The 13180-nt window shown below is 61.7% G+C and carries 12 protein-coding genes and 2 pseudogenes; 3 read left to right on the plus strand and 11 right to left on the minus strand.

Annotation, left to right across the window (positions count from 1 at the left end):
• Positions 1-126: 126 nt before the first annotated feature.
• A pseudogene (locus KY465_RS18645) lies at positions 127-294 on the plus strand (type II toxin-antitoxin system RelE/ParE family toxin); the annotation flags it as partial.
• Positions 295-333: 39 nt separating this feature from the next.
• A pseudogene (locus tag KY465_RS18650) lies at positions 334-597 on the plus strand (HigA family addiction module antitoxin); the annotation flags it as partial.
• 114 nt (positions 598-711) lie between these two features.
• On the opposite strand, the gene KY465_RS07960 reads toward KY465_RS18650, so the two are convergent.
• Complete coding sequence (locus tag KY465_RS07960) at positions 712-1446, minus strand: Crp/Fnr family transcriptional regulator (RefSeq protein ID WP_219201140.1); 735 nt, start codon at positions 1444-1446, stop codon at positions 712-714.
• Positions 1447-1693: 247 nt separating this feature from the next.
• On the opposite strand from KY465_RS07960, the gene KY465_RS07965 reads away from it, so the two are divergent.
• On the plus strand, positions 1694-1963 hold the full coding sequence (locus tag KY465_RS07965) for a hypothetical protein (protein WP_219201141.1): 270 nt from the start codon (positions 1694-1696) through the stop codon (positions 1961-1963).
• Positions 1964-2050: 87 nt separating this feature from the next.
• Here KY465_RS07965 and KY465_RS07970 read toward each other — a convergent pair whose 3' ends face one another.
• The 10 genes from KY465_RS07970 to KY465_RS08015 all read right to left on the minus strand — a co-directional run bounded on the left by KY465_RS07970 (position 2051) and on the right by KY465_RS08015 (position 13171).
• Positions 2051-3238 carry a CaiB/BaiF CoA transferase family protein gene (locus tag KY465_RS07970; protein WP_219201142.1) on the minus strand — a complete coding sequence of 396 codons (1188 nt, stop codon included), beginning with the start codon at positions 3236-3238 and terminating at the stop codon, positions 2051-2053.
• 44 nt (positions 3239-3282) lie between these two features.
• Positions 3283-4593, minus strand: coding sequence for a TRAP transporter large permease (locus tag KY465_RS07975; RefSeq protein ID WP_219201143.1), 1311 nt, complete (start codon positions 4591-4593; stop codon positions 3283-3285).
• Positions 4590-5078, minus strand: coding sequence for a TRAP transporter small permease (locus tag KY465_RS07980; RefSeq protein ID WP_219201144.1), 489 nt, complete (start codon positions 5076-5078; stop codon positions 4590-4592). The genes KY465_RS07975 and KY465_RS07980 overlap by 4 nt, the downstream gene beginning before the upstream one ends.
• A 134-nt stretch (positions 5079-5212) precedes the next feature.
• Entirely contained in the window at positions 5213-6232 is a 1020-nt protein-coding gene (locus KY465_RS07985; RefSeq protein WP_219201145.1) for a TRAP transporter substrate-binding protein, read from the minus strand.
• Positions 6233-6338: 106 nt separating this feature from the next.
• On the minus strand, positions 6339-7415 hold the full coding sequence (locus KY465_RS07990; protein WP_219201146.1) for a MaoC family dehydratase: 1077 nt from the start codon (positions 7413-7415) through the stop codon (positions 6339-6341).
• Positions 7399-8016 carry a DAK2 domain-containing protein gene (locus tag KY465_RS07995; RefSeq protein ID WP_219201147.1) on the minus strand — a complete coding sequence of 206 codons (618 nt, stop codon included), beginning with the start codon at positions 8014-8016 and terminating at the stop codon, positions 7399-7401. Before KY465_RS07995 ends, KY465_RS07990 begins: the two co-directional genes overlap by 17 nt.
• Positions 8013-9014, minus strand: coding sequence for a dihydroxyacetone kinase subunit DhaK (locus KY465_RS08000; protein ID WP_219201148.1), 1002 nt, complete (start codon positions 9012-9014; stop codon positions 8013-8015). The genes KY465_RS07995 and KY465_RS08000 overlap by 4 nt, the downstream gene beginning before the upstream one ends.
• A gap of 21 nt (positions 9015-9035) precedes the next feature.
• The gene (locus tag KY465_RS08005; protein ID WP_219201149.1) at positions 9036-10766 is read right to left on the minus strand and encodes an acetolactate synthase catalytic subunit; all 1731 of its coding nucleotides are present in this window, start codon (positions 10764-10766) and stop codon (positions 9036-9038) included.
• A gap of 264 nt (positions 10767-11030) precedes the next feature.
• Positions 11031-12050: a LacI family DNA-binding transcriptional regulator gene (locus tag KY465_RS08010; protein WP_219201150.1), complete on the minus strand. Its 1020-nt coding sequence runs from the start codon at positions 12048-12050 to the stop codon at positions 11031-11033.
• A gap of 161 nt (positions 12051-12211) precedes the next feature.
• The gene (locus KY465_RS08015; protein ID WP_219201151.1) at positions 12212-13171 is read right to left on the minus strand and encodes an NAD-dependent epimerase/dehydratase family protein; all 960 of its coding nucleotides are present in this window, start codon (positions 13169-13171) and stop codon (positions 12212-12214) included.
• Between the last annotated feature and the right edge of the window lie 9 nt (positions 13172-13180).

Below are 13180 nucleotides of genomic sequence, written 5' to 3' on the forward strand. Positions count from 1 at the left end.
CCAGAGCACCGGCTCCTGTCATTGTCATGACGAGTGCCGATATGCGGTGAGAACGCTTGAATTGAGCTTCGGTACGTCGGCGGAGCGCCCGCGATGCCAGGACGGCAAGGCGCGCCGCGCGGTGAAGACGCAGCAATGGTGCTGGAGGATCTGCGGTTCCCGCCCGGCAATGGCCTTGAAGCGTTGTCCGGCGATCGTTCGGGACAGCATTCGGTGCGCATCAACCGGCAATGGCGCATTTGTTTTGTTTGGACCGATCAGGGGCCGGCGGACGTTGAGATCGTGGATTGTCACGGTGGTACGACCATGAGCATTATCAGCAATCCAGTTCATCCTGGGGAAGTGCTGCGGGAGCTGTTTTTGGAGTCTCTCGACATCAGCGCCGGTGCATTGGCGCGGCGCCTGAACGTACCGCGCACACGCATTGAGCGCCTGGTGAAGGGAGAGACGGCATTGACGGCTGACACCGCCCTGCGGCTGTCAGCCTTCTTCGGCAATACACCGGAATTTTGGCTCAACCTGCAGCGTGCCCGCGATATTGCCGACGCACGCCCAAGGGTGGACGTCTCCGCGATCAAGCCGATGGAAGCCGCTTGAACGACGGCAAAGGCACGTCGACGAACGGCAGGGGCGAGGGCGAGGAGAAATTGGCTTCGGTCTTCGACCATGTGGATGCGAGGGCAAGCGCCGGCTTGCCTCAGTCGGCGTTGATCAGCCCCACGTCTTGGATTTGCCGTAGCGACCTATCAGACGCCGGTATTCTTCTTCCGGCTTGCCGTAGACATCGGCGGCAAAAGCTTCAAGCATGTCCCGGTCGCGGATGATGATGGTGCCGCGCAGGTTCTTGATGAACAGATTGCCTTCAAGCACGTGAAGCGCGGTCGTTACACTCGGTCTGCGCACCGCCAGCATCAAGGACAAGAACTCGTGCGTGATGGCGATTTCATCCCCTTCCACACGGTCGTGGCACATCAAGAGCCATCGCGCCAAGCGCTCGTCAATGTGGTGAACGGCGTTCGAAAGTGCGGTGAAGGCCGTTTGCGTGGTGAGGGTCTGCACATAGCGGCGGAGCAGTTTCTCAAAGCGCGGGAGAGCAGCCAGTTGTTGACCGAACACGGAGGCCTCGATCCTGTAGCCGTGACCGGGCAACTGCATGAAGATGTCGAAGCCGTTGTTCTCAGATTCCAGCAGGAGTGTAACGGGGGCGAACCCGTCAAAGCCGAACAGCCCCGCTTCTACGCGCTGTCCTTCGGGAGACTCCGCCACGATCGATCCGATACCGCTGTCCAGGAAATAAGCATAATCGATTGTTGTACCGGCGCGCGCCAGTTCAAACCTCTGCGGAAGTTCGACCGGCTGCAGGTGCGGTGAAAGCTGGTGAAAGTCATCTACATCAAGCAACGCCAACAGACGGTTGCGCACAAGGGATTGCTCGATATGAGACATCACTCTCTCCCGTGACAGGGCAAGAGCAATTATGTCCCTCAGCCGTTCGCGCCCCGTAAGTCAGCAAACGATGGTCGAATCTGCGTCTTTATAAGCAAGTACGCAAGTGTTTCGACCGTTGGGTACGGTATCAGACCCAGCAGTGATCACGGGTCAATGGAGCTTAAACTCGCTGCACAATGCAGGTATGATGTGTGAACGGGCGAAAATCAGAATTGATGGTGGCCGGAACGAAGGGAGGTCAGACATGCCGTGGAACGGTCTTATTGTTTATCCTGCCTCTCAAGCTGCCCTGGAAGCTCTGATCAGCCATTTTGCCCTGTGCGATCCCAGGGATTCAGTCGTTTCAGTGAAACGCGCCGTGGCAGCCATTCGCGAAGCTGTGCCGCAGTCGAAATTTTCAGATGAATATCTTGTCAATGTTGTCTTGGAACAGGCGGTCCTGCACGGGCTCAATGTCGATCTGGATACCGGCAAATCGAACTTCCTGGGGACCAGATCACTGGATTCACATTAGCGGTTTGGGACTGTGACCCACTAGGGGGCCGTAGCACTTGAGCTTCGCCGTCCTGCGGCACCGACGCGGCCCAAGTGCAAGGGCCACTCAGATCGCTTCGGCCTGGCGCAGATTTTCGACCGCCTGGTCATCGAGCTGCAGCCAGTCGCGCAGGACTTCGGCCGTGTGCTGGCCGACCACCGGCGGCGCGTGACGCAACTCTCCCGGCGTGTCGCTAAGGCGGACCGGAATGCCTGCCATGGTCAGCTTGCCGTAGGCCGGATTGTCCACCTCCATCAGCTGCCCGCGGGAGCGCAACTGCTCATTCTCGAAGATTTCGCTCATGCTGGCGACACGGGCGCAGGGCACCCCGGCCTCGTCCATGGTCGCAAGGACCGCGTCGGAGTCGCGCGCCACGGTCCATCCCGAGACGATCGCCTCCACCTCGGAGATGCGCTCCATGCGGGCGGCGTTGGTGGAAAATTTCGGGTCTTCGAGCAGATGCGCCAGCCCGGTCGCCGCCGCAAAGCGCGGAAACAGGCTGTCGCTGCCGGCATTGATATGCACCCACCGGCCATCCTTGCATTCGAAATTCGCGGCCGGAGTGGAGTAGCGGTCGCGGCTGCCGCCGCGCGTCATCTCCCGTCCCATCAATGCGAATTCCGGGATCGCCGTCATGAGCAGCGAGATCGTGCAGTCGAGCATCGCCAGATCGACCAGTTGCCCCCTGCCCGTGGAATGGCGCGCCTCGACGGCAGACAAAATCCCGATGCAGGCGTAAAGGGAGGTCACATAGTCGGCGATGAAGGTGCCCGCCGGCATGGGGGCGCGCCCCGCCTCGCCGGTTATTTCCATCAGTCCGCCGGCGGCCTGGGCGATGGCATCAAAGCATGGCTTGCTTCCCCATGGTCCGGTTTGACCGTAGCCGGAAATCCGCACGAGGATCAGCCGCTCGTTCAGCGCTTTCAATGTCTCCCAGTCACACCCCATCTTCTCGAGGGTTCCTGGGCGGAAATTCTCGATCACCACATCGGCCTCGGCAATGAGCTGGCGCAACAGCTTCTGTCCCTCGGGGTTGCGGAAGTTGAGCGTCATGGCCCGCTTATTGCGGTTGAAGACAAGCGGGTAAATGGCGTGATCGCCGATCTTCGGCGGCAGCAGCCGGGTTTCCTCGCCGCGACCGGGGCTTTCGACCTTGATGACGTCGGCGCCCTGATCACCAAGGATCATGCCGCAGTTCGGACCGGCGATGTAGCGCGAGAGATCGAGGACCTTCAAATTCTTCAATGCTTGCATGGGACGACTTTCAAATCTTTCAGAACTGCGTGCGGGTCGGCGGATTACCTGTTGAACACGAGGTTGGGAACGAAGGTGACCGCCTCCGGGACGAACATCAGGAAAATGCAGACGAGGAGCTGCGCGCCCACAAACCACGCGACTGTCCCGACAACGCGGGTCAGCGGGATGTTGGCGATGCTGCACCCGATCAGCAGCAGGGTGCCGACGGGCGGCGTGCAGGCGCCAAGGAGCGAGACCATGACGATAATGACCCCGAAGTGAATAGGATCGAAACCAAGCGTCAGGCCGATGGCCGAAAGCGGTGCGGCGAACATGATCAGCATGGCTGTCACGTCGAGAACAAAGCCCAGGACGAAAAGCATCAGCAGGATCAGCGTCAGGTAGACGTAGCGGTTCTCGCTCACCATGCCGATATTTCCAAGCAGCCAGTTCTGGAAATCGTTGCGCGTGAGAATGTCGGAAAACAGGGTCGAGAAGGCAATGATCGCCATGACGACGGCGGTCAGAAGGGCGGTGCGATACGACGCCTCGTAAATCCTGCGCCAGCTCAGGGTGCGGTAGAAGAACAGTCCCGCGATCAATGCGCAGGCGACGGCGAGAACGCCGGCCTCGGTCGGAGTCGCAAATCCGCCGACGATGCCGCCGACGATGATCAGCGGGATGATCAGCGCGATCGAGGCGGAACGGAAGGCACGCAGCAGCTCTTTCCAGTAGGGGCCTTCGGATGCGCCGGCGACGTCCGAGATACGAAAGTCATAGCCGCGCAGCCGCCCGACCACATAGGCCACGATCATCAGGGTCGCCCCGAAGAGAAAGCCGGGGACAATTCCGCCAAGAAAGAGCTGACCCACCGAGAGGCTGGTGAGCGAGCCGTACAGGACCATGAGAATGGAGGGCGGGATCAGGGCCCCGATCGTTCCCGATGTCGCCGTGACCGCGACCGCGTAATCCGAATCATAGCCCTCCTTCTTCATCGACGGGATCAGCAATGAGCCCATCGCGGCGCTATCAGCCGTGATCGAGCCGGACACACCGGCGAAGATCATGCTCGAGAGGATGTTCACATAGGCCAGTCCGACGCGGAAGAAGCGCCCGACAAGGACATTCGCGAAATGGACGATGCGCGCAGTCAGCCCGCTTTCCGTACAGAGTTCACCGGCGAAGATGAAGAACGGGATTGCGAGCAAGGTGAAGGAGTCGATGCCGGCGAAAAATTTCGAGGTCACGATGTAGGCGAGCAATGTCGGATCAAGTGCGATGATCAGGAGCGACGCCACACCGACGGCGAACGCGATCGGCATGCCGAGCGCAAGAAGCGCAAAGAAACTGATGAACAGGATGGTAATCGTCATAGCGAGACGTCCTCGGCTGCCGGGCGGATTTCCTTGCCGAGCAGGGCCCTGACCAGAAAGATGGAGGATTGGAGAAACACGAGCGCACCGCAGATCGGGATCCCGGCATAGATGTAGGACATGGGGATCTCCATTGCGGCGGAGAGCTGGTCAAAGTTCCAGGTGATCATCTGGATGCCGAAATGGATGAGAACGGCGGCGAGGATCAGCACCCCGACATGGCTGATGATCGTCGCGATCCGCTGCAGCGGCGCCGGCAGTGCCTCAATGACGATTGTCAGGCTGAAATGCGCCCCGGTGTGGAGCGCCACTCCGATGCCAAGACAGGTGATCCAGAAATTGAGATAGCGCGTGGCCTCACCCGACCAGTAGATGCTGGGCAACACCGGAAACAGCCGGGCCATCGTCGCGACGAAAGTGATCAGCGCCATGGCCAGGAAAAGAAAGACGATTATCGGTTTGAGCACTCTGACGAGATAGGACATGGGTCTCTCCTCCTACGGCTGAAGGACGGCGGCCCGCAAGGTCGCCGCCCTTCGTTCAGACTGCCGCCAGGTTTGGCTGCAGGCCTCGGGCTGCCGACAGGGCCCCGCCGGGGCGCCTGCCGGACCGTCTGGCTCTACTCTTCTGCAAGGACTTCACGAATCTTGGCGAGCAGATTGACGGCATCGTCGCCGATGCTCTTGGCATATTCCTCGGAGAAAGGCTTGAGGACGTCGCGGAATTTTTCGGCTTCGCCCGGCGCCAGTTCGACGACGGTCAGACCCTCATCCTTCATCTTGGCCATGACCTCGTCATTCGACTTCAAGACATCCTCCAGCATGATGTCGGTCGAGCGCTTGCCGGCATCGCGAAACACCTGCTGATACTCTTCCGGCAACGCATTGAAATAATCGAGATTGATGGCCAGGTAGCACGGATTGACGATGTGCTCTGTCTGCACATAGTAGGGTGCAACCTCGAAGAACTTGTTGTTGTAGGTCGTGCTCGGCCCGGATTCCATGCCGTCGGCGACACCCGTCTGCAGCGATGTGTAGGCTTCGGTGAAGGCAGTGGGCGTCGGGATCGCGCCGAGTGCCTTTGCCATGCCGACGTAGAGCGGCGCTTCCGGGATGCGCAGCTTGTAGTTTTCCATCTCGGCCAGTGTGTCAAAGGATTCCACCGAGTTGATGCTGCGCGGTCCCTCATAGCCGAAACCGAGGATTTCAAAGCCGCGCTTGTTGGCGAGATCGTTGATGTCGTCGATCAACGCCCAGGTCACGTCATTGATGCGCCGGGTTTCGGGGTAGAGGAACGGCAGTTCCAGCGTGTAGAACTCAGGAACGAAGCGTCCGAGGCCGCCGCCGCCGCTCATCACCATCTCAAGCGAACCGCGGCGCACGCCTTCAGAGGCCTCGCGCTCATTGCCGAGCTGATTGTTGCAGTAGACTTCAACCTTGACGTTGCCGTCAGTGCCTTCCTCGACGAACTTGGCAAAGTTGTTTGTCTGAATGCACATCGGATGGTTTTCGGGATACAGGTTCGACAGGCGAATATTGTAGGTGTCTGCCATGGCCTGAGGGGCCATCGTGCCCATCGCCAGCGCGAAAATGCTGGCAGCGAAAGCCTTGCGGCCCTTGTGACGAAGTTCGATATTCATTTTCTCTTCTCCTCCTTTGAAATTCGGGACTTGTCCCAGTGATTGCCGCCGCCGGAGCGGCAGCGGCAGCGTTTGCGCCCGCGCCCACAGGCTGCGGGGCCATTTCCTATCCAGCGGTTTCAGATGGTTGCGGCTCGTCTTGATCCGGCACCGTGCAACTTGCCCAGCCGACCGTGGTCAGCTTTCCGTCGCACAGCCGGCGAATCCAGACTTCCAACTCGATCCTGGTGCCATCCGGTCCCTTTTTGACATCGGTGACGAGTGCCGTGGCGCTCATCGGTTCAAACACTTCGATCGTGTTGAGAAACTTGACCCGCAGCCAACCGGCGGTGAACCAGGACTTGCCGAAAGCGCCCGTGAGGCATTCACTCAGCACGCTGACCTGCTGCTGCCCCTGCACGATCGGCACCCGCAACCCGCCTCCGCGCGCCGTCTGCAGATCGCTGTGCACATTGCGCACATATTCTCCGATCCGCGAGAACACGGCCGCCTGCTCGGCGGCAATGATTTTCTCAAAGCCGGTCAGCACGTCGCCAGGCTGGCTGTCGGGTCCAAACCCGTCGACCTTGCGGGTGTGTTCCGGCAACTCGCCGGTGACCCTGCGCTCTGGCGTGCTGCTGCCGCGTCCGGCAAGGGTGCCCGGCATCGTGCGCAGGATCTCCACACCCCGATGCCGGATGATCGAGCGGCCGTCTTCGCCGACCGCCTGCGCCTCCATCACGACGTAGCCCTGGCCGCGCCGCTGATAGGATTCGACATAGGTGCCCGAAAGTGTCACCCGCTCGCCGAGATAGACCGGGCTGTCGAACCACATCTGTTCTTCGGTGTGGAATCCGACGGTCTGGGAGCCGGCATAGACCAGCGTGAAGAGTTGCAGCAGATCGTTGCCCAGCAGGGCGGCATGGCCAATCCGGCGACCGTCAAAGGGACTTTCTGCAAAGGCCCAGGGGTTATAGTCGTTCTGCGTGAAGGCAAACCGCTTTATCTTGTGATCATCGACGGTGATGGTCACCGGACCGAGCTTCTCAGGAATTTCGAGATTCTCGAAAATCGGTTCTTTCAGACCCGCCTCGAGATCCTCCACCTCAACCGCCCGCCGAGGATCGGTCAGGTCGCGCCACGGGGCAGGCTGCTTGACGCTTGATGCGGCAGGCTCCGGCCGCTTGTCATGTGCGTGCGACATCGTCCATCTCCTTGTTGTCGAGCAACAGCGCGAGCGCCAGCATGCCCGGATCATCGGCGCCGATGCTGCGTTCCGGGAACATGCGGGCGCGTCCGATCCGGCACTGCCGGTCGCGAAATTCATCGAGAGCCGTTTTTGCGGCGCGCGAGGCCGTCTGAAGGGTGACCGGCCCGCCTTCAAGCGCCTTGGCAATGGCTGCCAGGCTGTCGAGTACGGTCTTGTCCCCTTCCTGCGCCTTGCCGCGCGCGGCCACCGCATCGCGCATGCCGCCCACCGTTTCCGCTATCTGGTCCTGCTGCAGGTCGCCGCCATTTGCCTTGGCCTGCTTGGCCAGCGACATCAGCGCCGTCACGACCAGCGTGCCGAGGCTGGAGCCGGTCTGTTTCATCGTGGCCTGGGCGAGCGTCGAGGCGCCGGACGCCAGATCATCAGCCGCGGCAAGGTCGACTTCGGACATGGCGGCCATGATGCGCGTGAGCATCGAGCCGGTATCGCCGTCGCCGAGCCTTGCATCCGCTTCATTCAGACGCTGCTCCGCCGACTGCGCCGCCTGGTGCATCCGGGCCACGAGGCCAGCGAGGTCCTGGGTCGTGACCGTCATGGCGAGACCTGCCAGAACGGGCAGCAGGCCGGCGCGCGGATCAGGCGTTCGAGTTCCTCGTCCAGCACCATGAGCGACAGGGAGGCGCCGGCCATTTCCATGGAGGTGACGTAATTGCCGACCAGCGGCGCAATGATCTGCATGTCCCGCTCAGCCAGACGCGCTGCCACGCGCCGGTAGAGGATGAAGAGTTCTTCGAGCGGCGTGGCTCCCAGGCCGTTGACGAGGGCCACCAGGCGGCTGCCGGGTGGGGGCTGCAATTCGGCCAGCAGACGGTCGAGCATGTCGTCGGCGACCTCGTCGGCGCTGGCAACCGGCGCACGCCAAATACCAGGCTCTCCGTGGATTCCCATGCCCATTTCCATTTCGGAATCGCCCAGCTCGAAATTCGGCTTGGAAGCGGTCGGCACCCGGCAAGGCGACAAGGCCACGCCGATGGAGCGGGTTTGAGCCGCCGCCTTGCGCGTGACTTCGGCAACATCCGCCAGCGAACGCCCCTCTTCGGCGGCCGCACCGGCGACCTTGTAGAGCAGCACGATGCCGGCGACGCCGCGGCGCTTTTCCGCCTCTTCCGGCGGCGCGCTGGCGACATCGTCGGCCCCGAGCACGGTTTCGGTGACAATTTCATCGAGTTCGACCATCTCGGCGGCCATCTCGAAATTCATCCGGTCGCCGCCATAGTTGCCAAAGAGGCACAGGACGCCGGCACCGTGATCGGCGGCGCGGATGGCATCGACACAGGACTGGACACTCGGGCCCTCGAACACGTTGCCGATGGCACAGGCATCAAGCAACCCGTCGCCAACATAGCCTGTGAACAACGGCAGGTGCCCGGACCCTCCACCCGTGGCTATCCCGACCTTGCCACTGCGCGCCGGCGTGCTGCGCGAGATGCAGCGGCCGCTTTCGCCGCCCAAGACCAGGCTAGGGTAGGCGGAGACCAGACCTTCGAGCATTTCCGGGACGTAGTTCCGGGGATCATTGATCAATTTTTTCATCGCTGCGCTCCTCCGCCGCCGTTAGTAGTTCAGGCTTTGCTCATCCTCGAACATGGTGATTGGCGGATAGGCCCTTTCGTCGGTCACCACGTCAATGACAGTGGTGAGATCGGCTGCCATGGCCTTTTCCAGCGCCGGCAAGAATTCCGCCTGCCGCTCGACCCGCACGCCTTGCAGACCGCAGGCGCGGGCGATCGCGGCATGATCGACAGCGTTGAAATCAACTACGTCGCTATGGTCGCCCCAGATCACCTTCTCAGCATGTTTCTGGTAGCCAAGGATCTGGTTGTTGAGGACGATCAGTGTTACCGGCAGACCCATTCGCCGCGAGGTTTCGAGCTCGGACCAGACATGCGCAAAGCCGCCATCGCCGACCAGACCGACAACGCGCGCGTCCGGACGCGCCGCCTTGGCGCCGATGGCATAGGGAAGGCCCCAGCCAAGCCCCGCCAGTCCGCGCGGCGTGAGAATGCGCTGCCCGGCCTGACGTATGGTGAGAAAGTTGGCGACCCAGATGGACGAGTAGCTGGCGTCCGCGACCACGATGTCATTGGCACGCAGCAGGCCGTCGAGGTCACGCATTACGCCCTCTGGCCGCAATGGGCCGTCCCGATCAACCGCAAGGGCATCAAGCTCCTGGCGATGCGAAGAGAGCCCGGCGGCAATCTGCTCCTCCACCGCGGCACGGGCGCCTTCGCGCTGACTGCGGTCGCGCCCGGCGATCTCGGCTGCGAGCGCCTCCAGCGCCAGGCGTGCATCGGCGACGATCCGGACATCGGCTTCATAGTTGCGACCGATCTCCTGGGGATCGATGTCGATGTGTATGTATTGCGCTCCCTTGGGATAGAGCTGCCAGCTATCGGTTCCGTTCTGGTTCGTTCGATTGCCGACCAGCAGGACGACGTCAGCATCGGCGACCATATCGCGCAGGTATTTGCAGCGCCCGCGGGTGCCCATGAAATAGCCGACCGGTCCAAGCGACAGCGGATGGGTTTCGAGAATCGTGCCTTTACCCATCGCGGTTGTCGCCACTGGCAGCGCGGCGGTCTCCTGCAGCTTTGCCAGCGCCTCGCAGGCCCCGGAGACATGCACACCACCTCCGGCGATGACAATCGGCCGCTTCGCAGCAAGCAGCAGGTCGGCGGCGCGAGAAATAGCTTCCGGGTCGGCGCCCATCCGGTCCAGCGGAAAGGTGCCCAGATCGGCACGGCGCGGATGTTCGTAGCGGTCCGCGATCTCATCGAACATGTCGATCGGCGCGATCAGAACCGCCGGTCCCGGTCGCCCGGAAGCCGCGGCGGTGAAAGCCATGTCGACATAGTCGTCGATGCGCGACGTTTCGCTGACGCGCCGGACCCATTTCGACACGCCTTTGAACAGCTCGAGATGATCGAGCTCCTGGAAGGCATTTCGATCGGTCATGGCTCGATGCACATCCTGCACGATGGCAACCACGGGGATCGACGCCTTGAAGGCTTCGGCAAGACCCGCGACCAGCAAAGTCGCGGCCGGACCGTTCTGCCCGGTCACCACCGGCACCTTGTGGCTCACCCGCGCATAGGCGTCGGCCATCGCCGCTCCGGCATTCTCGGTGCGGTATCCGACCTGCCGGATGCCATATTCCGGCGCGGCAAGAAACAGCGCGGAGGGGATCGACTGACCGAAGATCACCTCGACGCCATGCCGTTTGAGAGCGGCCGCGAAAACATGGGCGCCGCTGGCATTGGCCTTGGCCGCATAAGGTAGATTCATGACTGCGTAACTCCGACGTGGGGGCACGGAGACCCCTGAGATTTTCCTGATGGCGCGGGGAACAGCTGATGGTCCTGATGCGGCACGAGGGCCGACGAGGGAAACGGCGCACTGGTCAGCGCGCACTCGTGCAGAAACGACATCAGGATAGCCCCTCCCCGTGCGCGCACCTCCATTCGCGCGCCGTATAAAACGAATTTTCGAAACGTTTTTATTTCGCGAATGCGGAGGGCGTCAATCCCTTTCGCGAAACTTTTTGTGCAATCAGCTGCTGACGACCGGGGCCGTCGTTCCCCTGACGATCAGCTTGGTGGGCACGATTACCCTGGCAGCAGGGGCTTCCGGTGTATCGATCCGCCGCAGCAACAGGGCAGCAGCTTCGGCGCCGATATTGCGCTTCTCAAGGCGAATGGTTGTGAGATCGATCGCCTTGATGCGCGCCAGCTCGATATCATCGAGTCCGACAACCGAAATATCCTTCGGCACATCCAGCCCGCGTTCGCCGAGACCCTGGATCAGGCCAATGGCGCTCATGTCGTTGCTGGCGAGGATGCATGTGGGCGGGCGTCGCATGCCGGAGAAAAAGCCGGCGGCCTCCATGCCGGCTTCGAGGCTGTACCGCCCCTCATAGGTCAGGCTTTCGGCATCCTCGAGTCCGAGTTCATCGACGCCCCTGCGGAACGCCTCGAGGCGTTCCCGCGCGGAGCTGGAGACACGCGGCCCGGTCAGAAAACCGATGCGGCGATGCCCGAGCCCATGCACATAGCGCAGCGCTTCGAGGATGCCGTCGGAATTGTCCCCACCGACATAGTCCAGATCGAGGTCAGGATCGCACCGCTGCACGAGAACCGCTGGTACGTCTCCGCCGAGTATTTCGCGAATCCGGGCATCCGCCAGGTGCTGGGAAATGAGAACGAGACCATCAACGTCACGGTCCAGAAGGGTGTTCATGGCAGCCACCTGCCGCTCAAGATCGCCGTCGGTATTGGCCAGCAGCAGCGTGCAGCCGGCGCGGTTGACGACATCCTCGACGCCCCTGACGAAGGCGGAGGCGGACGGGTTGGCCACATCCTCGATCAGCACGCCGATGGCATAGCTGCGCTGCGATCTGAGCGTGCGGGCTGCGATGGACGCGCGATAGCCAAGTTTTTGCGCCACCGCCACGACATGACTGCGGGTTTCCGGCCTGACGAGCGCTTTTCCGGCCAGGGCATTCGACACTGTGGACAGCGCGAGGCCGGATTCCCGCGCCACATCCTTGATGGTGATTTTCTTGCGACCCACCACCCATATCTCCCGTGATCGCTTTGTAATAAAATCGTTTCTATACCGCAACCCGCGGTTGGGCAAGGCTCTGCACCCGGGCAGACCGTTTTTCTTGGATGCATCCGCGCTGGGTATCACGGCAGTGCGCCAAGAGGAGGGACGGATACCGGCGAAAGTGATTAGCCGTCAGGATTGCCGGCACGCGTTGCATCGATGGTCGCCTGGATGCCGCGCTGGAGATCATACTGCGGCCGGTAGCCAAGTTCGGACTTCGCGCGGCTGATATCCAGTGCACCCTTTTCGGCGCTGACAATATGTTCGAGCTTGTACTTGCCGCCGCTGTCGCCGACGGTGATTTGCGCGCCGGGGATCGCAGTGTTAACCGCCTCGGCCACTTGCGCTATCGATGACGCCACTCCGGTTGCAATGTTGTACGCATGGAAGCGATGTTCAGGCTTGTCGAGCGCCAGAAGCACTCCGGCCACCGTATCATCGATATAGACCTGATCCACCGCAAAATGTGCACCGTCGTCCTGATGGAACGGCTCGCCGCGCAGCGCGGCCTCGATGAAGGTGCGTGGCAGGCGCAGACGCGGCAAATGCGGACCGTAAACCCAGCAGGTGCGCACATTGATGCATTCGAGGCCATGATTGCGTGAATAGACCAGCCCGTAATGCTCGGCGGCGAGCTTGGTGAGACCATAGACACTGACCGGCCTCTGCGGATGATCCTCATCAATCACCGGCGCGAGGAAATCGCCATAGGTCTCTTCGGTGCTGACATGCACAATACGCCTAACGCCCTTCAGCCGCATTGCCTCGAACAGGTTGACCGCGTTGCCGACATTGGCCTGCATCGCCTTGAGCGGAATGTCAGCGGTCTGCAACACGCCGACGATGGCTGCGGCGTGGACCACTGCATCGATTCTGTGCCGCTCAAACACACGCAGCAGCGCGGCCCACTCCCCGAGATCAGCCTGTTCCAGCGTCAAGCCGCTCTCGCGCCCGGCGAGCAGCTGCATCGCCGGTGGAATAGAAAGATCCGTGGCGATCACCCGATCCCCCCGGGCCAGCAGAGCACGCACGACCGCCGAGCCGAGCCAGCCGCAGCCGCCTGTTACCAATATTGTCCGGCTCATTGTGTTTTC

The organism is Neohoeflea coraliihabitans, assembly GCF_019334345.1.
GTDB classification, from domain to species: Bacteria; Pseudomonadota; Alphaproteobacteria; order Rhizobiales; family Rhizobiaceae; genus Pseudohoeflea; species Pseudohoeflea coraliihabitans.